The organism is Pseudooceanicola batsensis HTCC2597, from assembly GCF_000152725.1.
Lineage (GTDB): Bacteria > Pseudomonadota > Alphaproteobacteria > Rhodobacterales > Rhodobacteraceae > Pseudooceanicola > Pseudooceanicola batsensis.
Genome location: NZ_CH724131.1, coordinates 260,776 through 286,892, shown reverse-complemented (window position 1 = coordinate 286,892; position 26,117 = coordinate 260,776). Strand labels below are relative to the sequence as shown.

Annotated in this window: 21 protein-coding genes; 6 read left to right on the top strand and 15 right to left on the bottom strand. The window is 70.2% G+C overall.

From position 1 onward, the window contains the following. Positions 1-2: 2 nt before the first annotated feature. Positions 3-3,425 (top strand): indolepyruvate ferredoxin oxidoreductase family protein, encoded by a 3,423-nt coding sequence (locus OB2597_RS05460; RefSeq protein ID WP_009804528.1) that lies wholly within the window; start codon positions 3-5, stop codon positions 3,423-3,425. Between the two features lie 286 nt (positions 3,426-3,711). On the opposite strand, the gene OB2597_RS05455 is transcribed toward OB2597_RS05460, so the two are convergent. The 7 genes from OB2597_RS05455 to OB2597_RS05425 form a co-directional block, all read right to left on the bottom strand. Beyond that, positions 3,712-4,233 (bottom strand): holin family protein, encoded by a 522-nt coding sequence (locus tag OB2597_RS05455; protein WP_009804527.1) that lies wholly within the window; start codon positions 4,231-4,233, stop codon positions 3,712-3,714. Beyond that, on the bottom strand, positions 4,224-4,835 hold the full coding sequence (locus OB2597_RS05450; RefSeq protein WP_040609140.1) for a holin-associated N-acetylmuramidase: 612 nt from the start codon (positions 4,833-4,835) through the stop codon (positions 4,224-4,226). Before OB2597_RS05450 ends, OB2597_RS05455 begins: the two co-directional genes overlap by 10 nt. A 133-nt stretch (positions 4,836-4,968) precedes the next feature. Next, a complete protein-coding gene (gene ccmE, locus OB2597_RS05445) occupies positions 4,969-5,412 on the bottom strand; it encodes a cytochrome c maturation protein CcmE (protein WP_009804525.1) in 444 nt (147 codons plus the stop codon). A gap of 7 nt (positions 5,413-5,419) precedes the next feature. Then, positions 5,420-6,448, bottom strand: a complete 1,029-nt coding sequence (gene argC / locus OB2597_RS05440) for an N-acetyl-gamma-glutamyl-phosphate reductase (protein ID WP_009804524.1) — start codon at positions 6,446-6,448, stop codon at positions 5,420-5,422. 144 nt (positions 6,449-6,592) lie between these two features. Continuing rightward, positions 6,593-7,192, bottom strand: coding sequence for a hypothetical protein (locus tag OB2597_RS05435; protein ID WP_009804523.1), 600 nt, complete (start codon positions 7,190-7,192; stop codon positions 6,593-6,595). Positions 7,193-7,330: 138 nt separating this feature from the next. Then, positions 7,331-8,143, bottom strand: coding sequence for a glutamate racemase (locus OB2597_RS05430; RefSeq protein WP_009804522.1), 813 nt, complete (start codon positions 8,141-8,143; stop codon positions 7,331-7,333). Between the two features lie 9 nt (positions 8,144-8,152). After that, positions 8,153-9,079 (bottom strand): lysophospholipid acyltransferase family protein, encoded by a 927-nt coding sequence (locus OB2597_RS05425; RefSeq protein WP_009804521.1) that lies wholly within the window; start codon positions 9,077-9,079, stop codon positions 8,153-8,155. 318 nt (positions 9,080-9,397) lie between these two features. On the opposite strand from OB2597_RS05425, the gene OB2597_RS05420 reads away from it, so the two are divergent. From OB2597_RS05420 to OB2597_RS05410, 3 genes are all read left to right on the top strand, one after another. Next, on the top strand, positions 9,398-11,359 hold the full coding sequence (locus tag OB2597_RS05420; RefSeq protein WP_009804520.1) for a heme lyase CcmF/NrfE family subunit: 1,962 nt from the start codon (positions 9,398-9,400) through the stop codon (positions 11,357-11,359). 68 nt (positions 11,360-11,427) lie between these two features. Further along, on the top strand, positions 11,428-11,883 hold the full coding sequence (locus OB2597_RS05415) for a cytochrome c-type biogenesis protein (RefSeq protein WP_040609509.1): 456 nt from the start codon (positions 11,428-11,430) through the stop codon (positions 11,881-11,883). Positions 11,884-11,946: 63 nt separating this feature from the next. Beyond that, complete coding sequence (locus OB2597_RS05410; protein WP_009804518.1) at positions 11,947-12,723, top strand: enoyl-CoA hydratase-related protein; 777 nt, start codon at positions 11,947-11,949, stop codon at positions 12,721-12,723. 257 nt (positions 12,724-12,980) lie between these two features. On the opposite strand, the gene gltA is transcribed toward OB2597_RS05410, so the two are convergent. Both gltA and gltX read right to left on the bottom strand, forming a co-directional pair. Then, entirely contained in the window at positions 12,981-14,276 is a 1,296-nt protein-coding gene (gene gltA, locus OB2597_RS05405; RefSeq protein ID WP_009804517.1) for a citrate synthase, read from the bottom strand. Between the two features lie 73 nt (positions 14,277-14,349). Then, positions 14,350-15,762 carry a glutamate--tRNA ligase gene (gene gltX, locus OB2597_RS05400; RefSeq protein ID WP_009804516.1) on the bottom strand — a complete coding sequence of 471 codons (1,413 nt, stop codon included), beginning with the start codon at positions 15,760-15,762 and terminating at the stop codon, positions 14,350-14,352. A gap of 75 nt (positions 15,763-15,837) precedes the next feature. On the opposite strand from gltX, the gene OB2597_RS05395 reads away from it, so the two are divergent. Next, entirely contained in the window at positions 15,838-17,889 is a 2,052-nt protein-coding gene (locus OB2597_RS05395) for a ComEC/Rec2 family competence protein (protein WP_009804515.1), read from the top strand. On the opposite strand, the gene lexA is transcribed toward OB2597_RS05395, so the two are convergent. The 6 genes from lexA to trpD all read right to left on the bottom strand — a co-directional run bounded on the left by lexA (position 17,883) and on the right by trpD (position 23,236). After that, positions 17,883-18,584 carry a transcriptional repressor LexA gene (lexA, locus tag OB2597_RS05390; RefSeq protein WP_009804514.1) on the bottom strand — a complete coding sequence of 234 codons (702 nt, stop codon included), beginning with the start codon at positions 18,582-18,584 and terminating at the stop codon, positions 17,883-17,885. The two genes, OB2597_RS05395 and lexA, sit on opposite strands and share 7 nt — an antisense overlap. Positions 18,585-19,077: 493 nt before the next feature. Further along, complete coding sequence (locus tag OB2597_RS05385) at positions 19,078-20,262, bottom strand: molybdopterin molybdotransferase MoeA (RefSeq protein ID WP_009804513.1); 1,185 nt, start codon at positions 20,260-20,262, stop codon at positions 19,078-19,080. After that, entirely contained in the window at positions 20,259-20,735 is a 477-nt protein-coding gene (moaC, locus tag OB2597_RS05380; protein ID WP_009804512.1) for a cyclic pyranopterin monophosphate synthase MoaC, read from the bottom strand. The genes OB2597_RS05385 and moaC overlap by 4 nt, the downstream gene beginning before the upstream one ends. Continuing rightward, positions 20,732-21,556, bottom strand: a complete 825-nt coding sequence (gene trpC / locus OB2597_RS05375; RefSeq protein ID WP_009804511.1) for an indole-3-glycerol phosphate synthase TrpC — start codon at positions 21,554-21,556, stop codon at positions 20,732-20,734. Before trpC ends, moaC begins: the two co-directional genes overlap by 4 nt. Further along, a complete protein-coding gene (locus OB2597_RS05370) occupies positions 21,553-22,197 on the bottom strand; it encodes a uracil-DNA glycosylase (RefSeq protein ID WP_009804510.1) in 645 nt (214 codons plus the stop codon). The genes trpC and OB2597_RS05370 overlap by 4 nt, the downstream gene beginning before the upstream one ends. Positions 22,198-22,207: 10 nt before the next feature. Next, positions 22,208-23,236, bottom strand: coding sequence for an anthranilate phosphoribosyltransferase (gene trpD, locus OB2597_RS05365; protein WP_009804509.1), 1,029 nt, complete (start codon positions 23,234-23,236; stop codon positions 22,208-22,210). Positions 23,237-23,438: 202 nt separating this feature from the next. On the opposite strand from trpD, the gene OB2597_RS20860 reads away from it, so the two are divergent. Further along, the gene (locus OB2597_RS20860) at positions 23,439-25,778 is read left to right on the top strand and encodes a divergent polysaccharide deacetylase family protein (RefSeq protein WP_009804508.1); all 2,340 of its coding nucleotides are present in this window, start codon (positions 23,439-23,441) and stop codon (positions 25,776-25,778) included. Positions 25,779-26,117 lie beyond the last annotated feature (339 nt).

Sequence of the window (26,117 nt, the reverse complement as noted above, 5' to 3'; positions counted from 1 at the left end):
ACATGACTAAACCTGAGATCTCGCTATCCGACCGTTTCGACATTGAAAAAAGTCCCGTTCTTCTGAACGGCACCCAGGCCCTGGTCCGGCTCATGCTCATGCAGAAGGCCCGCGACCGCGCCGCCGGTCTGAACACCGCAGGCTATGTCACTGGCTACCGCGGCTCGCCGCTCGGCGCGGTCGACATGCAGATGAACCGCGCCGCCAAGCAGCTCGCCGCCGCCGACATCAAGTTCCAGGAAGGCCTGAACGAGGACCTCGCCGCCACCGCCCTCTGGGGCGCGCAGCAGGCCGAGCTACGCGGCGAAGGCAGGTACGATGGCGTCTTCGGCCTCTGGTACGGCAAGGGCCCCGGCGTCGACCGCTCGGGCGACGCGATGAAACATGCCAACATGGCCGGCACCTCGCCCCACGGCGGCGTGCTCATGGCCATGGGCGACGACCATACCGGCGAATCCTCCACCGTTCTGCACCAGTCCGAATGGGCGCTGGTCGATGCCTACATGCCCATCGTCTCGCCCGCCGGCGTGCAGGAGATCCTCGACCTCGGCATCTACGGCTACGCGCTGTCGCGGTATTCCGGCTGCTGGGTCGGTCTCAAGACCATGAAGGACACGGTCGAGGCCACGGCCGTGGTCGATGGCCGCCCCGACCGGATGAACCTGGTCCTGCCCGACGATCACGACCTGCCCGCCGGCGGTTTGAACATCCGCCTCGTCGACAGCCCGCCCGAGCAGGAGGCGCGCATGATCGACCACAAGCGCTTCGCGGCCGAGGCCTTCGCCCGCGCCAACAGGATCGACAGGCGCGTCTGGGGCAAGCCGGGCGCCAAGATCGGCTTTGTCGCGGCGGGCAAGAACTGGCTCGACCTGGTGCACGCGCTCAACCTGCTGGGCATCGACGAGGCCGAGGCCGAGCGGCTCGGCATCACCACCTACAAGGTCGCGCAGGTCTGGCCGCTCGACATGGCCGGTTTCCACGACTGGGCCGAGGGGCTCGACCTGATCGTCGTGGTCGAGGAAAAGCGCAAGCTGATCGAGGTGCAGGTCAAGGAGGCGATCTTCGACGACCGCCGCGGCCGCCGCGTCTATGGCTGGCACAAGGGCGGCGGCGCGGGCTCGATGCACGGGCCGGAACTGTTCCAGACCAAGCAGGCGCTCGACCCGATCGGCATCGCCCAGAAACTCGGCGCCATCCTGATCGAGGAGGGGCGCGGCACCGACCGCATCAAAGCCGGCATCGCCGCGCTGGACGAGGCCCGGCGCAACGACAACACCCCCGAGATCGCGGCGCGTCTGCCCTATTACTGCTCGGGCTGCCCGCACAACACCTCGACCAAGGTGCCCGAAGGCTCGCGCGCCTATGCCGGGATCGGCTGCCACTACATGGTGCAGTGGATGGACCGCAACACGCAGGGCTTTACCCACATGGGGGCCGAAGGGGCCAACTGGATCGGCGAGGCGCCGTTCTCGGCGACCGGCCACGTCTTCCAGAACCTCGGCGACGGCACCTACAACCACTCGGGCGTGCAGGCGATCCGCGCCGCGCTCGCCTCGGGCGTGAACATCACCTACAAGATCCTCTTCAACGACGCGGTCGCCATGACCGGCGGCCAGAAGAACGAAGGCGGGCTGACCCCCGACCGCATCGCCAACGAGCTCAAGGCCATGGGCGTCCAGCGGATCGAGGTCGTCTACGACGAAAAGGAAGAACCCCGGCGCGAGGATTTCCCAAGCGACGTCGGCTGGCACGAGCGCGCCGAGATGGAGGCCGTGCAGAAGGCCCTGACCAAGGTCGAGGGCGTCAGCGCCATCATCTATGTCCAGACCTGCGCCGCCGAGAAGCGCCGCCGCCGCAAGCGCGGCCAGTTCCCGGACCCCGACCAGCGCGTCTTCATCAACTCGGACGTCTGCGAGGGCTGCGGCGATTGCGGCGTGCAGTCCAACTGCGTCTCGATCGTCCCGAAAGAGACGGAGCTGGGCCGCAAGCGCCAGATCGACCAGTCCTCGTGTAACAAGGATTACAGCTGTCTCAAGGGCTTCTGCCCCTCCTTCGTCACGCTCGAAGGCGCGAAGGTGAAAAAGGCCGAGGGGCAGGGGATCGACCTGCCCGACCTGCCGGACCCGCAGCTGCCGAAGATCGACGGCACACACAACGTCGTCATCACCGGCGTCGGCGGCACCGGCGTCGTCACCGTCGGCGCGCTGCTGGCCCAGGCCGCGCAGCTTGACGGCAAGGGCGCGGGCATGATGGAGATGGCCGGCCTCGCCCAGAAGGGCGGCGCGGTGCATATCCATGTTCGCCTTGCCGAGAAGCCCGAGGACATCAGCGCGATCCGCGTCGCCACGGGCGAGGCCCATGCCCTGATCGGCGGCGACCTCGTGGTCAGCGCCGGCGCCAAGACGCTCGGCCTGACGCGGCAGGGCCAGACCGGGGCGGTGGTGAATTCGCACCAGATCATCACCGGCGACTTCACCCGCGATACCGAATTCCAGATCCCCTTCGATCGGCTGGAAGTGCAGCTGCAGGCGCGGCTCAAGGATCGTGTGACCCTGTTCGACGCGTCGGAACTGGCGCGGGTGGTCATGGGCGATTCGATCTTCTCGAACATGATGGTCTTCGGCGCGGCCTGGCAGAACGGCCTGCTGCCCCTGTCGAAGGAGGCCATCGACAGCGCCATCGAACTGAACGGCGCCGCGGTCGAGAAGAACCGCGAGGCCTTCGCCATCGGCCGATGGGCCGCGCTGCACCCCGAGGAGGCCGCCAGGCGCATCCAGGGCACCGTGGTCGACAAGCCGCTGAGCCTGCAGGAAAAGATCGACTTCCGCGCCGAGCAGCTGAAAAAGCACACCGGCAGGCGCCTGGCGAAAAGGTATCGCCGGATGCTCGACGGGATCGAGGACGAGACGCTGCGCCTCGCTGTCGCGAAGGGCTATCACAAGCTGCTGGCCTACAAGGACGAATACGAGGTCGCCCGCCTGCTGCTGGATACCCGGAAGAAGGCGAAGCAGGAGTTCGACGGCGATTTCCGCATGTCCTATCACATGGCCCCGCCGATCTTCGCCAGGGAGGGCAGCGACGGCCGCCCGCAGAAGCGCCAGTTCGGCCCGTGGATGAAGGCCCCCCTTTCGGTGCTCGCCCGGCTGAAGATGCTGCGCGGCACGCCACTGGACATCTTCGGCCGGTCCGAGGAACGCAGGATGGAGCGCGCGCTGATCCGGCAGTACGAGGCCGACATGCAGGAGATCCTGCCCAAGGTCACGCCGGACAATCGCGACCTGGCGGTCGAGATCGCCGAACTGCCGCTGAAGATCCGCGGCTTCGGTCCGGTCAAGCAGGCGAACGAGGCCAGGGCCGCAAAAGAGCGCGAGGCGCTGCTGGCCCGATTCCGCGGCGGCGGAGGGATGAAACAGGCGGCCGAGTGATCGCATGGCGCGTCCGTGACCCCCGGGTCCGGCGCGCTGCGGTTCCTGCCGCTTCGGGTCATGCGGCGCTCTCGTCCGCGTTACGGTTCGACGGTAGCTGCGTCCGTTCGGATGGCGCGACAGCGCCGTTTCGAACGCCGGGTCGATGCTGTCCCGCGCCGACGCGGGGCGGGAGGTCTCTCCGGTGTCTCCGGAACCGCATCGCAACGCGCAGCGTGACTTTCGGCGCGATGTCCAGCGCGTGAAGGGGACATGCTCCGACAGCCGCGGCCATGACCGCGCCTCTTCACGCCGCATGGGACCGGCGCCAGTCGTCCAGCGCGGCATTGGGCTCGGCGCCTGCCTCGGCGACCACAAGGCCGGGCGTCTCGTCCCGCAGCAGCACGGGGCGGCGGGCGAGTGCCGCGGCGATCTCGCGTTGGAATTGCTGCCCCTTCGCCTGATGGCGCGCGCCGAAATAGAAGCTCACCACGGCCCCCATCAGCCACCACAGCGGTTCCGGCACGAGGGCCAGCCCCTGCATCCGGTCGGCGAACCAGACCGGTTCCATCATGGCCGAGACGAACAGACCGATCGTTCCGAGCGCCAGCATCGGGCGGGGCAGGCGGTTCACCCCGTCCATCACGATGTCGAACGCGCTGCGGCGGTCACGGAATTCGGCGGCGTGCTGCTCCAGCGCGGCGGCCATCCTGTCGAGATCGCGTTCACCGGCGTTCTCGGCATTTTTCCGAAAGATTTCGGCGGTTTCCCGGATCGCGTTCCGGCCGCCGCCGAAGGCGAGGGCGAAAAGTGAGCCGATCAGTCCCATGCCGCCACCCGGTTGCGGAATTCCTGTTCCGTCATGTGGTAGAGCGGCGATATGAACTCTTCCGCCCGCCGGATCCAGCCGCCTTTGCCCCCCGCGCGGGTGCGGGCGTATTTCCGGCTGGCGGGGCGGCGGTCGGCCAGGGCGAAATAGTAGTTCCGCCGCGCGATCCCGTAGGCGTCGACCAGATGGTCCGGGGCGAGTTGCGCGGCCCGGCCGGCCGCGGCGATGGTCCGGGGGCCGATCACGCCGTCGATGGCGACCTCTTGGCCCATCCGGTTCAGCAGGCGTTGCAGGATGCGGATTGCGTTCCGGCCGGCGTTCACCTGCATGTCGAAGACCGTTTCCCAGAGCATCTCGGGGAGATCGGCGATGCGCGGCCGGTGAAAGTAGCGGTTCATGTAGATGTCGACCGCGCGGTTCCGGGGCAGGGCGCGCACGTCGCGCGCGGTGACCGCGCCGTCCCCGTCGAGATCGAGCCCCAGGTCGCGCATCGTGCCGAGGGTCACGCCGTGGTTGGTCGCGCCGCCGGGATCGTCGGGATCGTTCACGTAGCCGCCCTCGCGCGAGACGATGGCATCGGCCATTTCTCGGACTGACTGCATCGGAGTGCCTCTCTCTGTTCTGGTTATGCAGGAGAGGATTGCGGCACAGGGTTAAGAGAGGGTTGCCGATGCGTGCGGTGGTGGCGGGGGCCGGGTTTTTCCGGTGGGTCTTCAACCCGCCCCCGAGGCGAACCTACCCCTCGGGCTCCTGGTACATGCCCTGTTCCTTCAGCGCGTCCACGACCTCTTTCGGCATGTAGCTCTCGTCGTGTTTGGCGAGGATCTCGGTGGCTTCGAAGGTCCCGTCCACGTAGCGCCCGGTGCCGATCATGCCCTGGTTCTCGGCGAAGAGGTCGGGCAGGATGCCGGTGAATAGCACCGGGACCGAGGCATTGCCGTCGGTCACCAGAAAACGCACCGTCTCCCCCTGTCCCCGCCGCAGCGACCCCTCTTCCACCAGCCCGCCGATGCGGAAGGTCTCGGACGGCGGCGGCGGCGCGTCGGATACCTGCGTGGGCGAGCGGAAGTAGTTGATGCCGTCGCGCATCGCATAGCCCACCAGGACGGTGGCCAGCGTCAGCGCGACGAAGGCCAGCAGGATGATCTGGACGCGGCGCTTTTTCTTCAGCCCCTTCATCGCCGTCTCACGGGAAGAGCGGGGCCGCCATGAGCCCCTGGGTCTCGGGAAGGCCGAGCATCAGGTTGGCGTTCTGCACCGCCTGGCCCGAAGAACCCTTGCACAGGTTGTCGAGCGCGGCCACCACGATGGCGCGGCCCTCGATCCGGTCGCCGGTGACGCCGAGATGTACGAAGTTCGACCCGCGCACGTGATGCGTCGACGGGGTTTCGCCGAAGGGCAGGACCTCGATGAAGGGCTCGTCGGCATAGGCGCGCAGCATGGTCTCGTGCACCGCCTTCGCATCGCCTGAGACATAGCCCGTCGAAAGGATGCCGCGGTTGGCGGGGATCAGATGCGGCGTGAACTGCACCCGGACGGGACGCCCCGCAAGCGCCGAGAACTCCTGGTCGAATTCGCCCAGGTGCCGGTGCTGCCCGCCCACGGCATAGGCGTTGTAGCCCTCGGACAGCTCGGCATGCAGCAGGTTCTCCTTGAGGCTCCGCCCCGCGCCGGAGACGGCGCATTTCATGTCGAGGATGATGTCGTCGAGCCCGATCACCCCCGCCTGGATCAGCGGGCGGAGCGAGTACTGCCCCGTCGCCGCGTTGCAGCCGGTGCCCGCAACCAGCCGCGCGCCGGCGATCCGGTCGCGGTAGAACTCGGTCAGGCCGTAGACGGCCTCCTGCTGCATCTCCACGGCCGCATGATCGTTGCCGTACCAATTCTTGTAGTCCGCCGGGTCGCGCAGCCTGAAATCGGCCGAGAGGTCGACGATCTTCATCTCGGCGGGCAGCTGGCTGATGACCTCTTGCGATGTCTTGTGGGGCAGCGCGCAGAAGCACAGGTCGATCCGGGCGAAATCGATCTGCTCCCAGATCACGAGGTCGGGCAGGTCGAGATGTCGCAGGAAGGGAAAGACCGAGGCCATGCTCTGGCCCGCCTTGGAATTGGCGGCCAGTGCGGCGACCTCCATCCCGGGATGGGAGGCAATGAGGCGGATCAGCTCGGCTCCGGTATAGCCGGACGCGCCGATTATGGCGATTTTCTTGGTCATTCCAGTGCCCTCGGTTGGCGCGGCCCCGGTCGCCGGACCCGCGTGTCGGCGGGGTGTTACACCACTGCGCGCGTCGCGTCTAACGCGTCGCGCGGCCGAATGGTATATGGGGTCGCCCCGGCGCGGCCGGAATGCGCCCGATCGTCACGCCGCGCGGCGGCGCCGTCCGAGAAGGCCGAGCGCGCCGAGAGCCGAGAGGCCGAGCCAGACGCCTGCCGGCAGCGGCACGGCGGGGGTGCCGGGTTGCGGAGACGGGTCGCTCGCGAAGGCGCTGCTGGTGACGTTGTAGAAGACGCCGGTCCCGCTCAGAAAGTTGATCTGGAGGAAGAGATCGGTCGTTGTGTCGTTGCCGAAGTTCAGCGTGACCTCGCGGGTCGGGTTGGCGGCATTCATGCTCATCTGCGGCGAGGGAATGCTCGGCGGGGACCAGGCCTGGAACGCGCTGGTGGCCCAGTTGACGCTGACGTCGCGATTGTTGGTGCTGGCATCCGGCGTGTAGCCGAAGCTGATCGTCACGGTCTGGGCGCCGGGCGTGAGGCCCGAGAAATGAAGGAAGTCGTGCCGGTTCTGCTCGCCCGTTCCGGACACGGCGGTATAGCCGCTGCCGATTTCGCTGAAGGTCCAGCCGGAATGCGGATAGCCGGAGGAATTCGAGAACCCGCCATAATCCGCCTCGGTCAGGGTGACGGCGGAAGCGGCGGAGGCCGCAAGCGAAAGAACGGCAGCGGAAACAAAGGTCTTCATCTCGGAAACAGTCTCTTGAACAGGGGAGTCGCGGTGCGGCGACAGGGTGACGTGCATATGCGCCTCGTCGACCGCTGCGGCAAGGGAGGCGCCGCGACGGTGACGCAGCGTCACGGGCAGCGCCGTGCGCGTGCCCCGTCACGCAGCGGTGAAGGTGATCTTCCGCCGCAGGAACTGGGTGGCCCGCGACGAGACGCGGGCCGGGTCGCCGGTTGTCAGGAACAGCGACTCGGTGCCCGGGCCGATGAATTCGGGCCGCCGGCCAAGGTAATCCGCAAGGCTCGCCGCCACGAGGTTGGCCTGGGAATAGACCGCCACCTCGGGGCCGAGCGCCGCCTGGAAGACCTCGTCCATCAGGGGGTAGTGGGTGCAGCCCAGGATCGCCGCCTCGGGCCGGGGCATCTTGCGTTTCAGCGCGTCCACATGCGAACGGACCAGCGCCTCGGCCAGGATCATGTCGCCCTCTTCGATGGCATCGACCACGCCGCCGCAGGCCTGCGCCTCGACGTCGACGCCGATGGCGCGGAAGGCCAGTTCGCGCTGGAAGGCGCGCGAGGCCACGGTGGCGGGGGTGGCGAAAAGCGCGACATGCTTGACCGCCACCTCGCGCGGAGGAGAGTTGTCGCCCCACTGCCGTTCGGTCAGCGCCTCGATCAGCGGCACGAAGACGCCCAGCACGCGCTTGTCGGCGGGCACCCAGCTTTCCTGCATCCGGCGCAGCGCGGCCGCGGCGGCCGTGTTGCAGGCCAGCACGACGAGATCGCAGCCCGCATCGAACATGCGGGCCACGGCGCGGGTCGTCAGGTCGTAGATGTCGTCGGCATCGCGCACGCCGTAGGGAGCATGGGCGTTGTCGCCGAAATAGACGAAGGGCACATCGGGCAGACGTTTCGTCACCGCGTCCAGCACGGTCAGCCCGCCGAGGCCGCTGTCGAAGATGCCTACTGCCATGATCTGCCTTCAGTAAACCCGGCGGGGGAGGTCGCCGTTGCGGTGCTTATCCTCGAATTCAAAGCCATATTCAAAGGATTTGAGCGGATCGGGCGACAACGCGTAGGTGCGCTTGCGCAGAAAGTCCATCATGGCGCGGGTGTCGCGGGCGTGGGGGGCCAGGTCCGCGGGCGGAATGGGGTCGCCGATCACCACCTCGACCGGGGTCCCCACGCGCGAACGGAACTCCTTGATCAGCAGCCCCATGCGGAGCGTCGAATGCAGGTGCGAGGCCAGCTGGAACAGGCGCGAGGTATGGCCGGCGAAGAACATCGGCACCACGGTCGCCTGCGACTTGGTGATCATCCGCGCCGTGAAGCCCCGCCAGCCCGGATCCATGGGGCGCGAGAAGGGGCGCAGCGCGGTCGAGACCGTGCCGCCCGGAAAGACCCCGATGGCGCCGCCGTCGGCCAGGTAGCGCAGGGCCGTCTTGCGCGTCTCGATGTTCTGCTGCACCGCCTCTTTGGTCTCGTCGAACGAGATCGGCAGGATGACGCGGTTTATGTCCTCGGCCTTGCGGAAGACCCGGTGCGCCAGGATGCGGAAATCACCCCGCTGCCGCTGCAGCACATGCCCCATCATCAGCCCGTCGAGGATGCCGTAGGGGTGGTTCGCGATCAGGATCAGCGGCCCGGTCCGGGGGATGTTGTCGAGCGATCCGCCCGTGACCGACAGCGAGAGCCGGTAGCGCTCGACCATGACCGACCAGAAGTCCCGCCCGCCCGCGATCTCGCTGGCATATCCGTCGGCCCGCCGGATCAGCCCGGGACGGCCGGTGACGTTCTCCATCACCCGGATCAGCGCCCGTCCGCCGCGCGTGGCGGCCGAATGGGCGTAGGAGATGTCGCGGGCGATCTGCCGGTTCGTGGGCGTGTTGGGCGGTGTCTGGGCGGTCATCGTGCTACCTGCTGGCTGGTGCGAATGTAGCGTTTGGCCGGGGGCGGGGCCAGAGGGTTCGGCGGCGGCCCGCACGGAGGGGAGGGAGCGGCCTCTCCCGCCTCTCCGACCGCGGCGTTCGGCCCGGAATCGGCCCGGATCCGGCCTGGATCCGGCGCGCGCCCGGTGCCGCGCGAATGTGGCTTTGCCGCGACCCGCGCGCCCCGAGCCTTCGCGCGGGCAGGGCTGTGAGATCCGCGCGCACCCCGCGACAACGTGAACCACCCGCGCGGCACGAAGTGATTGGCCCGTGCCGCGGCGATCCGTATAACCGCGGGCATGGTGACAGAACTCGGCCACTTCGCCCTCATTCTCGCGCTCGCCGTGGCGCTGGTGCAGACCGTCGTGCCGCTGGTCGGCGCACACAGGCGCTGGCCGGGCTGGATGGCCGTGGCGGAGCCGGCGGCCAACGCGCAGTTCCTGCTGGTCGGCTTCTCCTTTGCCGCGCTGACCCACGCCTTCGTCACCTCGGATTTCTCCCTGCGTCTCGTCACCGAGAATTCGCATTCTCTCAAGCCGATGCTCTACAAGATCACCGGCGTCTGGGGGAACCACGAGGGCTCGATGCTGCTGTGGATCCTGATCCTGGCGCTCTTCGGCGCCTCGGCGGCCTGGTTCGGCGGCGCCCTGCCGCCCACGCTGCGCGCCCGCGTTCTCGCGGTGCAGGGCGGCATCGGGCTGGCCTTCCTGGCCTTCCTGATCTTCACCTCGAACCCCTTCCTGCGCCTTGCGGTGCCGCCGCTGGACGGGCGCGACCTCAATCCGCTGCTGCAGGATCCGGGTCTCGCCTTCCATCCGCCCTTCCTCTACCTCGGCTACGTGGGCCTCTCGATGGCCTTCTCCTTCGCCGTCGCCGCCCTGATCGAGGGGCGGGTGGACGCTGCCTGGGGCAGGTGGGTGCGGCCCTGGACGCTGGCGGCCTGGGTCTTTCTGACCATCGGCATCGCCCTGGGGTCGTGGTGGGCCTATTACGAGCTGGGCTGGGGCGGCTTCTGGTTCTGGGACCCGGTCGAGAACGCCAGCTTCATGCCCTGGCTCATCGCGGCGGCGCTGCTGCATTCCGCCGTGGTCGTCGAAAAGCGCGAAAGCCTGAAAAGCTGGACCATCCTCCTGGCCATCGTCGCCTTCGGCTTTTCGCTGATCGGGGCGTTCATCACCCGGTCGGGCATCATCACGAGCGTTCATGCCTTTGCCACCGATCCCGAACGCGGCGTCTTTCTGCTGGCGATCACGGTGCTCTTCATGGGGGGCGCGCTGACGCTCTTCGCCGCGCGGGCCGAGGCGCTGTCCTCGCGCGGGGTCTTTTCCATGATCAGCCGCGAAAGCATGCTGGTGCTGAACAACATCCTGCTGGCCGTGGCGGCGCTGGTGGTCTTCGTCGGCACGGTCTGGCCGCTGGTGAGCGAACTGGCCTTCGACCGCAAGCTGTCGGTCGGGGCGCCCTTTTTCAACATGGCCTTCACGCCCTTCTTCGTGGCGCTCGGGCTGGCGCTGCCGATCGGCGCGATGATGCCGTGGAAGCGCGGCCGGCCGGGGCGCGTCCTGCGCAGGCTGCTGCCCGCCATGGCGCTGGCGGTGGCGGTCCTGGCGCTCGTCTACGCGATCCAGACCGAACGCTCTGCGCTCGGCCCCGTGGGGCTGATGCTGGGGACCTGGCTGGTGGCGGGGGCGGCCACCGATCTCTGGGCCCGCACCGGCAAGAGCGGCGCCGGGCGGCTGTTCCGGCTGCAGCGGTCGGATTACGGCCGCACGCTGGCCCACGCGGGGCTGGGGGTGACGATCGCCGGGATCGCCGGACTGCTGGCCTGGGAGAGCGAGGACATCCGCGTCATGCAGGAGGGCGACACCCTGACCCTGGCGGGCTACGACATCACGCTGGAAGGCGTCACGCGCGTGCAGGGGCCCAACTATGTCTCGACCACCGGCACGGTGCGGCTGGCGCGTGACGGCGCGGCCATCGCGACGCTGACGCCCGAGAAACGCTTCTACCCGGTCGCCCGCATGCCCACCACCGAAGCGGGGATCGACAACGGCATCCTGCGCGACGTCTATGTGGTGATCGGCGATCCGCAGGAGGGCGGCGGCTGGGCCTTCCGCACCTATGTCAAACCGCTGGCCAACTGGATCTGGGGCGGCGCCATCCTCATGGCGCTCGGCGGCGCGCTGAGCCTGAGCGACCGGCGTTATCGCGTCGCGGCCGGGGCGCGCCGGGTCGCCGCGGAAGGAGTGCCCGCGGAATGAGACAAAGGGACCCCGCAGGATGCGTGCTGCGCCGCACCTTCCGCGCCCTGGCGGCCGTCGTCGCGGCGATGCGTGCGAGCACGCACCCGACGCTGCTGGCGCTGGCCCTCATGGCCGGACCGGCTCTGGCCGTGCAGCCAGACGAGATCCTCGCCGACCCGCAGCTCGAGGAGCGGGCGCGAGAGCTCTCGCGGGGGCTGCGCTGTCTCGTCTGCCGGAACGAGAGCATCGACGACAGCAACGCCGAACTGGCCCGAGACCTGCGCCTTCTGGTGCGCGAGCGGCTGGTCGCGGGCGACACGGACGACGAGGTGATCGACTTCGTCACCGATCGGTACGGCGAATACGTCCTGCTCACGCCGCGGACGGGCGGTACCAACTGGGTCCTCTGGGGGGCCGGCCCCGCGATGCTGATCCTCGGGCTGGGCATCGGCCTCGTCTTCCTACGCCGCAGGGCGTCGGGGACGGAAGAGGCGCTGAGCCCCGAGGAGGAAGAGCGTCTGAAGCGAATTCTCGACCGGTGACGCACGGTTCCCCTTGCGTCCCGTGACGGCAGGAATTGGAGTGGCCCGGAAGAGGAGACTTCCATGAGCTATCAGACCATCACCAGCGACATCACCGACGACAAGGCCGTCATCCGCCTGAACCGTCCCGACAAGTACAACGCCCTGAACGGGTTGATGCGCGCCGAGCTGGCCGATGCTGTCCGCAAGGCCGCGACCGACGCGCGGGTGATCGTGCTGACCGGCAACGGACCGGCCTTCTGTTCGGGTCAGGATCTGAGCGACAGCGGCAGTCTCGACAATCCCGATCTCGAGCGTGTGCTGCGCGACGAATACCAGCCCCTGGTCCGCGCCATCGTCGAGGCGCCGGTGCCGGTGATCGCCGCGGTGAACGGGGCCGCCGCCGGGGCCGGGGCCAATATCGCGCTGTCCTGCGACGTGGTGATCGCCACCGAAAGCGCCTATTTCCTGCAGGCCTTCAGCAAGATCGCCCTGATGCCCGATGCCGGCGGGACCTATTGGCTGCCCCGCTCGGTCGGATCGCCCAAGGCCATGGGCGCGGCGCTCTTCGCCGAGAAGATCTCGGCCCGAGACGCGGATGCCTGGGGCATGATCTGGGAGGCCGTGCCGGACGAGGAATTCGAGGCGCGCTGGACCGCGCGGGCCGATTATCTCGCCAAGGGGCCGACCCTGGCCTTCGGCCAGATCAAGGAGACGATCCGCCAAAGCTGGAGCAACGGGCTGGACGCGCAGCTGGACATCGAGGGGCGGTCGCAGAACGTCTGCGGCCAGTCCCGCGACTTCAAGGAGGGCGTGCTGGCCTTCATCGAAAAGCGGCCGGCGCGGTTCGAGGGACGGTAGGCAGGGCAGGGGCCTTTCGCCGCTCCGGCCGGTGCTGACGCCGGTGAGGCCCGCCCGGTATGCAGGCCGGGCAGTGCCGCCCCCTTCGGGCGGCGCTTTCGCACCACCCCGCGGGCCGGCGCTGCCAGGCGACCAGGGCCGGGCCATCCTTCCACGGGATCGGACGCCGCGTCCCTGACGCGGGGAGGAGCCGGCACCCGCGCAACGAAAAACCGCCGGGCAGGGCCCGGCGGTTTTCTGGTCGGTCGGTGGCGGCGTCAGCGGTTCTCGACGTCGACGTAGTCGCGCTGCGTCGCGCCGGTGTAGAGCTGGCGCGGGCGGCCGATCTTCATGCCCGGATCCTCGATCATCTCCTTCCACTGGGACACCCAGCCGACCGTCCGCGACAGGGCGAAGATCGGCGTGAACATCGAAGTGGGGAAGCCCATGGCCTCGAGGATGATGCCGGAATAGAAATCGACATTCGGGAAAAGCTTGCGGTCGACGAAGTAATCGTCCTCGAGCGCCTGTTTCTCGACCTCTTTCGCGACGGCGAGGATCGGGTTGTTCTCGACGCCCAGCAGGTCCAGCACCTCGTCCGCCGACTGCTTCATCACCTTCGCGCGCGGGTCGAAGTTCTTGTAGACCCGGTGGCCGAAGCCCATCAGGCGGAACGGATCGTCCTTGTCCTTGGCCCGGGCGATGAACTCGGGGATGCGGTCGGGCGTGCCGATTTCCTTGAGGCTTTCCAGCGCCGCCTGGTTCGCGCCGCCATGGGCCGGACCCCAGAGGCAGGCGATGCCGGCCGCGATGCAGGCGAAGGGATTCGCCCCCGAGGACGACGCCAGCCGCACCGTCGAGGTCGAGGCGTTCTGTTCGTGATCGGCGTGCAGGGTGAAGATCCGGTCCATCGCGCGGCTGAGGATCGGGTCGACGTTGTAATCCTCGGCCGGGACCGAAAAGCACATGCGCAGGAAGTTCGACGCATAGTCGAGATCGTTGCGCGGGTACACGAAGGGCTGGCCGATCGAATACTTGTAGGCCATGGCCGCGATGGTCGGCATCTTGGCGATCAGGCGGATCGAGGCGACCTCGCGGTGCCAGGGATCGCTGATGTCGGTGCTGTCGTGGTAGAAGGCCGACATCGCGCCGACCACGCCGGTCATGATCGCCATCGGGTGCGCGTCGCGGCGGAACCCGGTGAAGAAGCGGTGCATCTGTTCATGCACCATCGTGTGGTTGGTCACCCGGCTCTCGAAATCCTCGATCTGGGCGGCGGACGGCAGTTCACCGTAGAGCAGCAGGTAGCAGACCTCGAGGAAGTGGGACTTCCCCGCCAGCTGGTCGATCGGATAGCCGCGGTGCAGAAGCACACCTTCCTCGCCGTCGATATAGGTGATGGCACTTTCGCAGGACGCGGTGGACGTGAAGCCCGGGTCATAGGTGAACACGTCGGCCTGCCCATAGAGCTTGCGGATGTCGATCACATCGGGGCCCGCGCTCGGCGAAAGGATCGGCAAATCATAGCTCTTGTCGTCTAGCGTCAGAGTTGCCGTTTTGTTCGTCTCTGTCATACTCTTCCCTTCCTCTTGTGCCGCGCGTGGCTGGGCCGCGCGCCCCTTCTATGCGCCGCAGGTAACCGGTGCGTTACGCCCGGACCGGCGCGGCGGCGTCCATAAGCCGCAATCTCGTTTCTTCCGGTCCGAGGACCAGCATCATGTCAAAGACACTGGGTGTTGCCGCACGGCCGGCAAGGGCGGCGCGCAGGGGACCTGCCAGTTGCCCGAACTTCACTCCGCGATCTTCGGCAAAGCTGTTCAACAAGGCCTCCAAGTCCTGACGCACCCACGTAGCAGTTTGCAGTTGCGGCGTCAAATCCGACAGCATCGCCCGGCTGTCTTCCGTGAGGTTCTTGGCGGCCTTCTCTTCGATGACGAGCGGACGCTCCGTCAGGCAGAAGTGCGCCTTTTCAAGAAGTTCCGGAAATGTCTTGGCGCGCTCCTTGAGCACGGGCATGGCTTTGTTGACCATGTCAACTTTTGCGCCGGAGAGCGGCTCCTGCCCGGTTGACGCAAGAAAATCTTGAAGTTCATGCAGCAGCGCAGCATCGTCTGCCGCCGCGATGTGCTGGCCGCAGATGTTCTCGAGCTTCTTGAAATCGAGCCGCGCGGGGGATTTGCCGATCCCGGTGATGTCGAACCATTCCAGCGCCTGGGCGTCGGTGAAGAATTCGTCGTCGCCATGGCTCCAGCCGAGCCGGGCGAGATAGTTGCGCATCCCCGCCGCCGGATAGCCCATGCGCTGATATTCCTCGACCCCGAGCGCGCCGTGCCGCTTGGACAGCTTCTTGCCGTCCGGGCCGTGGATCAGCGGAATATGCGCGTAGACCGGAACCGGCCAGCCCATGGCCTGGATGATCGTCATCTGGCGCGCGGCGTTGTTGAGGTGGTCGTCGCCCCGGATCACGTGGGTCACGCCCATGTCGTGATCGTCCACCACCACCGCCAGCATGTAGACCGGAGACCCGTCCGAGCGCAGCAGCACCAGATCGTCGAGCTGGTCGTTGCGGATCGTCACGTCGCCCTGCACCTCGTCGCGGATGACGGTCGTGCCCTCGTGCGGGACCCTCAACCTTACAACGTAAGGCGCGTCGGGGTGTGTGGCCGGATCGGCATCGCGCCAGGGGCTGCGGAACAGGGTGGAGCGGCCGTCGGCGCGGGCGGCCTCGCGGTAGGCCTGGATTTCCTCCTGGGTCGAAAAGCACTTGTAGGCCTTCCCGGCCTCGAGAAGCTCATGCGCCACCGCGCGGTGCCGGTCGGCCCGCTCGTATTGCGAGACCGCCTCTCCGTCGTGGTCGAGACCCAGCCACGCCATGCCGGCCAGGATCGCGGCCGTCGCCTCGGGGGTCGAGCGGTCGCGGTCGGTATCCTCGATCCGCAGCAGGAACTTGCCGCCGCGGCCGCGGGCATAGAGCCAGTTGAACAGCGCGGTGCGCGCGCCGCCGATATGCAGAAAGCCTGTGGGAGAAGGCGCAAAGCGGGTGACAACCTCGGTGGACACGGGGGGAGTAACCTTTCGTTTACCAGGGAGGGCCCAAGCTGCGCATTGTCTATCTGGCGGAAACGAGGGTGACAAGTGCCGCAGGGACTGCAGATCGGGCCGGTTGCGGCGGGCCGAGCGCTCGCCGGGGAGTTGCTGCGCCAGCGCGGTTTCCTGTTCCCCTGGGTGCCGGTGGCCCTGGGCATCGGCATCGGCGGGTATTTCGCCCTCCCGGTCGAGCCCGGAGGCGGGGCCGAGCTGGTGCTGGGCGGCCTTGCCGCGACGGCCGGTGCGGCGGCCCTGCGGGGCGGTGCGCTGTCGGGTCCGGTCCTGTGGCTTCTGGCGATGATCGCGGCGGGCGGCGCGCTGGCGGCCTGGCGGGCGCAGTTCGTCGCCGCGCCGGTGCTGGAGTGGCGTTACTACGGGCCGGTCACCGGGCGGATCGTCGGCATGGACCGCTCGGCCTCGGATGCGCTGCGGCTGACCCTGGACCGGGTGCACCTGGCCGATGTCGCGCCGTCCCGGACGCCCGCGCGGGTGCGGATTTCCCTGCACGGGGACCAGGGCGCGACGACGCCCGTGGCGGGGCTGACCGTGATGACCACGGCGCACCTGTCGCCCCCCGCCGGACCCGTCGAGCCCGGCGGCTTCGACTTCCAGCGCCACGCCTGGTTCGCGCGGCTCGGCGCGGTCGGCTATACCCGCGTGCCGGTCGTGGCTCTGCGGCCGCCCGACCCCGGAGCGACCCGCGTCTTCCGGGCCCGGATGGCACTGTCCGACCGGGTGCGCGGCGTGCTGGCGGGCGATACCGGCGCCTTCGCCGCGGCGGTGATGGCCGGCGACCGCTCGGGGCTGAGCCGCGAGGTCACCGAGACGCTGCGCCGCACCAATCTCGCCCATCTGCTGGCCATTTCCGGCCTGCACATGGGGCTGGTGGCGGGGTTCGTCTACGCGGCGCTGCGCCTGGCCGGGGCGGCGGTGCCCTACACGGCGCTGCGCTGGCCCGTCCGGTCGGTCGCCGCGCTGGTCGCCGTGGCGGCGGGGGCGGGCTATCTCATGCTGTCGGGCGGGTCGATCGCGACCGAGCGCGCCTTCGTCATGGCGGCGGTCGCGCTTGTCGCGCTGGTCTTCGACCGGCGGGCGATCACCTTTCGGGCGCTGGCGATGGCGGCGCTCGTGGTGCTGGTCCTGCGGCCCGAGGCGCTGCTGTCGCCGGGGTTCCAGATGTCCTTTGCCGCGACCACCGCGCTGGTCGCGGTCTTCGGCGGGCTGCGCGGAAGGGCGCGGCTGCGCAGCCGGCTGTTGCGGGGTGTCATGGCGGTCGTGGTCTCGTCCTCCGTGGCGGGACTGGCGACGGCGCCGGTCGGGGCGGCGCATTTCAACACGATGGCGCATTACGGGCTGGCGGCGAACCTGCTGGCGGTGCCGCTCATGGGGATGCTGGTGATGCCCGCGGGCGTGGTGGCCGTGGTGCTGATGCCGCTGGGGCTCGAGGCGCTGGCGCTGACCGTGATGGGCTGGGGCCTGGACGTGATCCTGTTCATCGCGCGGACGGTCGCATCCTGGCCCGGCGCGGTCGGCCATGTTCCGGCGCCGGGGGAATGGGTGCTGCCGCTCTTTGCCGCGGGCGGACTGTCCCTGGCGCTCTGGCAGGGGCCGCTGCGCTGGCTGGGCCTTGTTCCGCTGCTGGTGGCGGGCGGTCTCTGGACGCAGGTGGACCGGCCCGGGATCCTGATCGACGACCGGGGTGCGCTGGTCGGTGTACTGGGCGAGAACGGGCGGGCGCTGAGCCGGGCGAAGGGGGCCGGATTTGTGGCGCAGGTCTGGCTCGAGAACGATGGCTCGGGGCGGGAGCAGGCGGCGGCGGCAGCGCTCTGGCCGGCGCAGGGCCGGGTGCGGCACCTCACGGGCAAGCGTCGGGCCGAGGCGGCGACCTGCGCGCAGGGCGAGATCCTCGTGTTGAACCACGACCCGCCGGGGGACCCGGGCTGCGAGGTCTTCTCGCCCCGGCGGCTGCACGGGCTGGGCGCGGTGGCCATCACCCGCGATGCCACGGGGCTGCACATACGATCGGCCCGCGCGGTGGCGGGCCGACGGCTCTGGAACGATGCGGAAATCCGCGCCGCGCGGCTCTGGCGGGCTCAGTAGGTGCGGATCAGGCCGACCAGCCGGCCCTGCACCTTGACCCGGTTGTCGGGCAGCACGCGGGTTTCATAGGCCGGGTTCGCGGCCACCAGCTCGATCTGGCCGGAGCGGCGGAAGAAGCGCTTGAGCGTCGCCTCCTGCTCGTCGACGAGCGCCACGACGATGTCGCCGTTGTCGGCCGAGCCGGTTTCGCGCACCACCACGACGTCGCCGTCGTTGATCCCCGCGTCGATCATGGAGTCGCCCCGCACCTCGAGCGCGAAATGTTCGCCCCGGCCCGAGAGCATGGAGCCGGGCACGGCGACATGGTGCGAGACCTGGTTGATCGCCTCGATCGGGACACCGGCGGCGATCCGGCCCATGACGGGCAGTTCCAGCGCATGCGCCGCCTCGACCGGCCGCGTGTCGCCGAGCGGCGGGTCGGCGGGCCCGGCGCCGCCGTCGATCACGCGGGGCACGAAGCCGCCGCCGTCGCCCCCGAGGCTATCGGGCAGCTTGACGATCTCGATCGCGCGGGCCCGGTGTGCGAGCCGGCGGATGAAGCCCCGTTCCTCGAGCGCGGTGATGAGCCTGTGGATGCCGGACTTCGACCGCAGGTCGAGCGCCTCCTTCATCTCGTCGAAGGAGGGGGGCACACCGTCGCGCTGCACCCGCTTGTGGATGAATTCCAGAAGGTCGAGTTGTTTCTTCGTCAGCACGGCACTACTCCCTCGTCCGGCCTTTTCATTGCCGTTTGTTCTACACATGTTCATGTTTTGTGTCAACCGGGCGGGCTGCTTGCGCGTTCCAGGAGGTGCTGGCGGGGGAGATCCTCGGGTCCGGCTTGAGGATGACGGCGCGGGGTGGAGAGTGCGGAGGGGCTCTGCCCCGCCGGCCTGCGGCCGGCCCCCGGGATATTTGTCGGACCAAAGAAGACGGGGCTGGACGGGGCCTCCGGGGGGGCGCCCGGCAGGACCGGTGCAAGGGCGGCGTTTCCGGCGGCGACGCGAGGAGCGGCGGGCGGACGAGGAGGCGCGGAACGAGGTCTTCGCCGGCATTGGACGCGGTGCAGGGTCCCGGGGGCCGGCGGGGCCGCGGGCGGGGCGGCGATCTCGGGGGCGGCGGGTTCGAGGGACGGGCCCCGGAGGCGACGGTCCGCAAGCTGGCTGACGCAGGCGGCGGGATGGGCCGCGAGTGCCGGCGCGGCGGCGCTTACAGCGGCAGGTAGTCCACCGTCTCGCCGGCCCGTGCCGCCGGGGCGTGCGGGGCGCGGACCAGCAGCGCGCCGGCGCCGGAGAGCACCGAGAGCAGCGCGCTGTCCTGCCGGTCGTCGGGGGCGATCCCGTCCGGGCCGATCCGCGCCCGGAGGTAGTGTTCGCGCGGCCCGTTGGCCGGCACGTCCACGGCAAGCGGCGCCCGTCGCCGCGGCGCGGGCGCCGCGCCGAGGCCGAGCATGTGGCGGATCACCGGACCCACGAAGACATGGCCGCAGACCATGGCCGAGACGGGATTGCCCGGCAGGCCGATCATCGCCGCGTCGCCCATCCGGCCCGCCATCAGCGGTTTGCCGGGGCGCATCGCCACCTTGTAGAAGCTCTGCTCCATCCCCAGCCCCTGCGCCGCCTGCGCCACGACGTCGTGATCGCCGACCGAGGCGCCGCCGATGGTGATGATGAGATCGGCGGGCGCGTGACCTTCGCGCGTCAGCGCGAAGACCGTCTCGAGCGCATCGATCCGGTCCCGCGCGATCGGCAACAGGCGAACCTCGGCGCCCGCCTCGGTCAGCAGGGCGTGCAGCCCGTAGGAATTCGAGGCGACGATCTGGTCGGGTCCGGGTGTCTCGCCGGGCTGCACCAGTTCGTTGCCGGTCGCGATCAGCGCCACGCGCGGCCGGCGGGTCACCGGCACGCGCGGAATGTTCATCGCCGCCAGCAGCGCGACATCGGCGGGCGAGAGCAGGCGCGGCGCCGCGACCCGGTCCCCTGTCCGGAAGTCGCCGCCGGCGGGCCGGACGTTGCGGCCGCTGCCATAGTCGCCGGTCACCGTGATGCGGTCGCCCTCGCGGCGCACGTCCTCCTGGATCACCACGCGGTCGGCGCCCTCGGGCATCGGGGCGCCGGTGAAGATGCGCACCGCCTGGCCCGCGCCGACCGGTCCGGCAAAGCGTGCGCCGGCGGCGGATTCGCCGATGACCTCGAAGACCGCGCCGGTCGCCAGCTCCGCCTCGCGCAGGGCGTAGCCATCCATGGCGGACCCGGCGAAGGGCGGCTGGTCGCGGCGGGCCTCGACCGCCCTGGCGAGCACCCGGCGGTTCGCTTCGGTCAGCGGAACCTCTTCGGCCCCGAGCGGTACGGACAGCCCGAAGAGCCGGTCCAGCGCCTCGTCGACCGATATCACGCGCCGGCCTCGTAGCGCCCGGACTTGCCGCCGTCCTTCAGCGCGACATGCAGCCCGCCGACCTCCATCCCGCGATCCACGGCCTTGCACATGTCGTAGATCGTGAGCGCGGCGGTCGAGGCGGCGGTCAGGGCCTCCATCTCGACCCCGGTCTTGCCGGTGGTCTTCACCGTCGCCTCGATCCGCACGCCGGGCAGGCCGGCATCCGGGGCCAGATCGACCGTGACCCGGGTGATCGGCAGCGGATGGCAGAGCGGGATCAGCTCGGCCGTCTTCTTGGCCCCCATGATCCCCGCCAGCCGGGCGATCCCCAGCACGTCGCCCTTTTCCGCCGTGCCGCTTTCGATCAGCGACAGCGTCTCGGAGAGCATCCGGACGTGACAGACGGCGACGGCGATGCGGTCGGTGTCGTCCTTGTCCGACACGTCGACCATATGCGCCCGGCCCGCCTTGTCGAAATGCGTCAGGCTCACAGACCGGCCCCCTGACCCATGCCCCCCAGCGGGGTGGCCAGCAGCGCGCGCGTGGCCGCGGCCACGTCGGCCTCGCGCATCAGGCTTTCGCCGATGAGGAAGCAGCGGGCGCCGTAGCGCGCGATATCTGCCAGGTCCTCGGAGGTCGACAGCCCGCTTTCCGACACGATGATCCGGTCCTCGGGCGCCAGCCGGGTCAGCTTGCGCGTGACGTCGAGCGAGGTCTCGAAGGTCCGGAGGTCGCGGTTGTTGATGCCGATCAGGCGGGACTGGAGTTGCGACGCGCGCTCCAGCTCGGCCTCGTCGTGCACCTCTATCAGCACGTCCATGCCCCAGTCCTGCGCCGCCGCCTCGAGCTCGGCCGCCTGACCGTCCTCGAGCGAGGCCATGATCAGCAGGATGCAGTCGGCGCCGAGCGCGCGCGCCTCGGCCACCTGATAGGTGTCGTACATGAAGTCCTTGCGCAGCACCGGAAGCTCGCAGGCCTCGCGGGCGGCGGTGAGATAATCCTTGGCCCCCTGGAAACTGGGCGTGTCGGTCAGGACCGACAGGCAGGTGGCGCCGCCCTCGGCATAGGCGGCGGCGAGGGTCGCGGGGTCGAAATCCTCGCGGATCAGACCCTTGGAGGGCGACGCCTTCTTGATCTCGGCGATCAGGCCGTAGCCTTCGCGCATCGCCTCGTGCAGGGCTTCGGCGAAGGGGCGGACCGCGGGCGCGCTGCGGGCGGCGGCCTCGACATCGGCGAGGGGGGTCGCCTCCTTGTCCGCGGCGATCTCGTCGAGCTTGTAGGCCTTGATGCGGTCGAGGACGGTGTCGGTCATGCGCTGGTGATCCAATCGATCGGGGGCTCTCCCCGTTGCTTAAGCCAGTTGTTCACGCTTGAAAATGGCCGCGAGCCGAAAAATCCCCGCCGCGCCGAGAGGGGCGAGGGATGCGGCGAGGCGAGGATCAGGTGGTCGCCGCCCCGGATGTGATCGCGGAACCCCTGGGCGTGACCGCCCCAGAGCAGGAAGGCCCGGGGCCGGTCGCCCAGCCGGCCGAGCACCTGCCGGGTCAGCCCGGACCAGCCCAGCTTTGCATGGCCCCCGGCCCGGCCCGCCGGCACGCTGAGCGCGGTGTTGAGCAGCAGCACGCCCTGCCGCGCCCAGGACGAGAGATCGCCGGTGGCGGGCCGGTCGCCCAGATCGTCCTCCAGCTCCTGGAAGATGTTGGACAGCGACCGGGGCAGGGGGCGCACATCCGGCGCCACCGAAAAGGCGAGGCCGTTGGCATGGCCCGGCGTCGGATAGGGATCCTGGCCCAGGATGACGACCCGCGTCGCGTCCGGCGGTGTCAGGTCGAGGGCGGCAAAGCGCTGCGCGGCGGGGGGCAGGATGTCGGTCCCCGCCGTCGCTGCGGCGATGCGCGGATAATCCTCGCGGAAGAAGGCGAGGTCGGACCAGGCGGAGGGCGGCGCGCTCATGTCCGGTAAATCACTCGGCGGTGGCGGAGGAAGTGATCCGCGCCAGCGCCTCGATCTTGGCGAGGGCCTGGCCGCTGTCGATGCTGTCGGCCGCCAGCGCCACGCCCTCGCGCAGGTCGCCGACCTTGCCCGCCACCACCAGCGCCGCGGCCGCGTTCAGCAGCACGGCATCGCGATAGGCCGAGGCCTCGCCCGCCAGCAGCCCGCGGAACGCCCGACCGTTCTCGCGGGGTGTCCCGCCGAGGATCGCCTCGAACGGATGCACCGGCAGGCCGGCCTCCTCGGGGTGCAGCTCGGTCTCGCGGACCGAGCCGTCCTCCTCGAGCGCGGCGATCCAGCTGACCCCCGTGATGGTCAGCTCGTCCGTCCCGTCCGACCCGTGGACCAGCCAGGCCCGTTCCGCCCCGAGCGCCCCGAGCGTCTCGGCCATCGGCCGGATCAACGCGCGCGAGAAGGCTCCGGTCAGCTGGCGTTTCACCCCGGCGGGATTGGTCAGCGGCCCCAGGATGTTGAACATCGTCCGCGTGCCCAGCTCCTGCCGGACGGGCATGACGTGGCGGATCGCCGGGTGATGCATCGGCGCCATCATGAACCCGATCCCCGCCTCGGACAGCGCCTGCTCAACCACATGCGTGCCGACCATCACCTCGACCCCCATCTGGCCGAGCGCGTCGGCCGCGCCAGACCTGGACGACAGGTTCCGGTTGCCGTGCTTGGCCACCACCACCCCGGCCCCCGCCACGACGAAGGCGGTCGCGGTCGAGATGTTCAGCGTGCCCTTTCCGTCCCCGCCCGTGCCGACGATGTCCATGGCGCCGGCCGGGGCGACGACGGGGTTGCACTTGGCCCGCATCACATGCGCCGCGGCGGCGTATTCGTCGACGGTCTCGCCGCGCGTCCGCAGCGCCATCAGCAGCCCGCCCATCTGCGCGGGCGTCGCCTGGCCCTCGAAAAGGATGTCGAACGCGGCTTCGGCCTCGGCCCGGGTCAGGGGGCGTTCCGCCGCCGCGGCGATCATCGGTTTCAGCGCGTCGCTCATTCTTGTCCCTTTCGGTCTGCGGGCGATCCCGGCCACTGGTCAGGACCGGGTGTTGTGGTATCATGGCTCCGCGACACACCCCTTTGGGCTTTTGCTTGCGCCTGTGCCGTGCCGGCCATAGATGAGCCGCGGCCCGCACCAGCGTCAAGGGGCGGTGGCCAAGGACCGACCGGGCCAACCCCGGCGAGAAGGAGAGCAGAACGTGCTACGCGGAACCATTCTGGGGGGACTCTGGGGCCTGGCCCTGGCCGCGGGCGTGGCCGGCGTCGTCTCGCTCAGCGTGCCGGTCCCGGGCGACGCGCCGCCCGAAACCGCCACGCCGGACGTGCCCGCGACCTCGGCCTTCGGCGATGCGCGCGACGACATGCCGGCGCTGCGGCCCGCGCCGATCAGCAAGCCGGACCGGGGCGATGCCGTGCGACCGGAACCGCCCGAGGGCGACGACCTGGCCCTGGCGGGCGAGGCGCTGCAATCGGTCGAGCCGCCGGCCCTGACGGCCCCCGACGCCGGCCTGGGCGATGCGCCGGCCCCCGCGCCGGGCGACAGTCTGCCGACCCCGGCCGAGGCGGATCCCGTGTTGCCGAGCCCGCTGGCGATGCCCCCCGCCGCGCCCGCCGCCGAGTCCGAGCCGGAAGCCTCGCGTGCCACGCCCCAGCCGCCGCGGGCGGACCCCGGCGAGGAAGTGACCGGCTTCCCCTCCGGCGACCTGGACGACGCCGCGATCACGCCGGAGACGCCGGTGACGGATCTGCCGATGCCGCAACCGGACCCGGTTGCCCCGGAGCGTCTGTCCGGGACCGCGCCGGCCGGAACCGGCCCCACTTCCGAGGCGCCGGGGCCCGATCCGGCCGCCCCCGCCGACCCCGTGGCCGAGCCGGTGGCGCCGGCAGACCCGGCCGCCCCCGAGGCGCCGCAGATCGCCGCGCGGGACGGTGCATCCCGCCCGGTCCCGCAGTCGCCGGAGGCCGCCCCAAATCGCGTCACGGAGCGCGTCACGGAGCGAACTTCCTCCGGTCCGGGCCGCGTTGGTGCCACCGGGGGCGCCGACGCTCTGCCGCCCGCTCCGACGATCCAGTCGGAGTCCGCGGCCGACGCCCCCCCCGAAGCCGCCACTGGGGCGGTGCCGACCGGCGAAGCGCCGGACGAAACGACCTCCGGCACTTCGACCGGTGACGGCTCCGACGCCCCTGCCACCGCACCCGTCGTCCTGAGCGGAGAAACCTCGCCGGAACCGCCGGTCTCGCCGGCCGGCGCCGAAGCCGAGGAGCCCGCCCCCGAACGGCCCGCGCCGGGCCCCGTTGCCGGGGTCGAGGAGCCCGCATCCGGCGAACCCGCCTCGCCTCCGGTCGCGGAAGCCGGAGACGCCGCCCGCGACGCGCCTGCCTCGGCCACGATAGCCGAGTGGCGGGAGAGCGCTCCTGATGCGCCCGCCCCGGCATCCGATGCATCCTCCGGGGCACCTGTACCCCCCGCGGCCGGCACGGCCCCCGCCTCCGAGGCGGGCGACGCCCCGCTCGCCGCGCCCTCCGTCCAGGGGACCGACTCCCAAGAGGCCGCGGACGAAGACCCGTCGGCGACCGTCGCCGGGCTCGCCCCCGATGCGCCCGCTTCGGCCACCCAGACGGATGAGGCCGCGCCCAGACCGTCCGCCCCCGTGACCGAAGACCCCGTGACCGAAGACCCCGTGACCGAAGACCCGGGCCTCGCACAGCGAGCGGCCCGGACCGCCCCGGACAGCGGCGCGGTGGACCCCCGTCCGGCCATGCCTGGCGAGCCGGCCCTCCGGCTGGTCGAAACCGCGCCCGTGGTGCCTCTCTCCGATCCCGATGCCGCCCCCGATGCAAGCGCCGGGGCGGCGCCCGAAGCGGTCGGCCCGCCGATCGACCGGTTCGCCCAGCCGTTCGACAACCCTGCGGACATGCCCCTGGTGTCGATCGTGCTGATCGACGACGGCCGGGGCGACGCCAGCCTGCCTGCGGATTTCCCCTATCCCCTGTCCATCGCCATCCCCGTGACGCGCCCCGACGCGCCCGAGGCGATGCGCCGCTACCGGGAAGGCGGTTACGAGGTGCTGGCCCTCGCCGGTGTGCCCGCCGGTGCGACGCCGGCCGATCTCGAGGCCGCCGCCGGGGACTGGTTCACCCGCCTCGACCAGGTCGTCGGGGTGATCGAGACCCCCGGGCGCGGGCTGCAGTCCGGGCGCGCCATGGGCGAACGGCTCGCCGCGATCCTCGAAGAGAGCGGCCACGGCCTGCTGCTCTTTCCCGAAGGCCTCGACACCGCTCGCAAGCTCGCGACCCGCCGGGGAGTGCCCGCGGCCACGGTCTTCCGCGACCTCGACAGCGAGGGGCAGAGCGCCACGGTGATCCGCCGTTTCCTCGACAATTCCGCCTTCAAGGCGGGGATCGAGGGGCAGGTGATCCTCGTCGCCCGCCTGCGCCCCGAAACGATCGAGGCGCTGCTGGTCTGGGGTCTGGCCGACCGGGCGGGGCGCGTTGCCCTGGCCCCGGTGTCTCATGCGCTCAAGGCCGCCGCCCCCTGACGGATCGGCGGGTTCCGGTCCCGCGCGGTCGAAGACAGGCGGCGGAAAGCGGTCCGCCGGTTGCTGACGGACATGACATGGCGCGCCGGCCCCGCCGCCGCCGGGGCGAAAGGCGTCCGCTCGTCCGCGACGCCTCGCGCGGCGCGCCGGCGACAGCGCCGTACTGGACGGCCTGCAGGCGAAAACGCCGACCGCTCTCTCGCGGAAGGGCCCCACCCGCGATCGCGGGCTCGACGGCATCACCCGCGCCCGCACGACCGCCCGCGATACGCCGCCCGCCACGCGCCGGCGCCACTTCATGCCTCCGCGCGCCGGCCGGCCCGGTCTCCCGACCACTGT

Excerpts from the sequence above, each read along its gene's own strand:
- OB2597_RS05420 (WP_009804520.1), top strand. The coding sequence starts at position 9,398 with ATGGTGACAGAACTCGGCCACTTCGCCCTCATTCTCGCGCTCGCCGTG.
- trpC (WP_009804511.1), bottom strand. The coding sequence starts at position 21,556 with ATGACCGACACCGTCCTCGACCGCATCAAGGCCTACAAGCTCGACGAG.
- trpD (WP_009804509.1), bottom strand. The coding sequence starts at position 23,236 with ATGAGCGACGCGCTGAAACCGATGATCGCCGCGGCGGCGGAACGCCCC.
- OB2597_RS05370 (WP_009804510.1), bottom strand. The coding sequence starts at position 22,197 with ATGAGCGCGCCGCCCTCCGCCTGGTCCGACCTCGCCTTCTTCCGCGAG.
- ccmE (WP_009804525.1), bottom strand. The coding sequence starts at position 5,412 with ATGAAGGGGCTGAAGAAAAAGCGCCGCGTCCAGATCATCCTGCTGGCC.
- OB2597_RS05410 (WP_009804518.1), top strand. The coding sequence starts at position 11,947 with ATGAGCTATCAGACCATCACCAGCGACATCACCGACGACAAGGCCGTC.
- OB2597_RS05460 (WP_009804528.1), top strand. The coding sequence starts at position 3 with ATGACTAAACCTGAGATCTCGCTATCCGACCGTTTCGACATTGAAAAA.
- OB2597_RS05435 (WP_009804523.1), bottom strand. The coding sequence starts at position 7,192 with ATGAAGACCTTTGTTTCCGCTGCCGTTCTTTCGCTTGCGGCCTCCGCC.
- OB2597_RS05430 (WP_009804522.1), bottom strand. The coding sequence starts at position 8,143 with ATGGCAGTAGGCATCTTCGACAGCGGCCTCGGCGGGCTGACCGTGCTG.
- OB2597_RS05455 (WP_009804527.1), bottom strand. The coding sequence starts at position 4,233 with ATGGGACTGATCGGCTCACTTTTCGCCCTCGCCTTCGGCGGCGGCCGG.
- gltA (WP_009804517.1), bottom strand. The coding sequence starts at position 14,276 with ATGACAGAGACGAACAAAACGGCAACTCTGACGCTAGACGACAAGAGC.
- OB2597_RS05415 (WP_040609509.1), top strand. The coding sequence starts at position 11,428 with ATGCGTGCGAGCACGCACCCGACGCTGCTGGCGCTGGCCCTCATGGCC.
- OB2597_RS05425 (WP_009804521.1), bottom strand. The coding sequence starts at position 9,079 with ATGACCGCCCAGACACCGCCCAACACGCCCACGAACCGGCAGATCGCC.
- OB2597_RS05450 (WP_040609140.1), bottom strand. The coding sequence starts at position 4,835 with ATGCAGTCAGTCCGAGAAATGGCCGATGCCATCGTCTCGCGCGAGGGC.
- argC (WP_009804524.1), bottom strand. The coding sequence starts at position 6,448 with ATGACCAAGAAAATCGCCATAATCGGCGCGTCCGGCTATACCGGAGCC.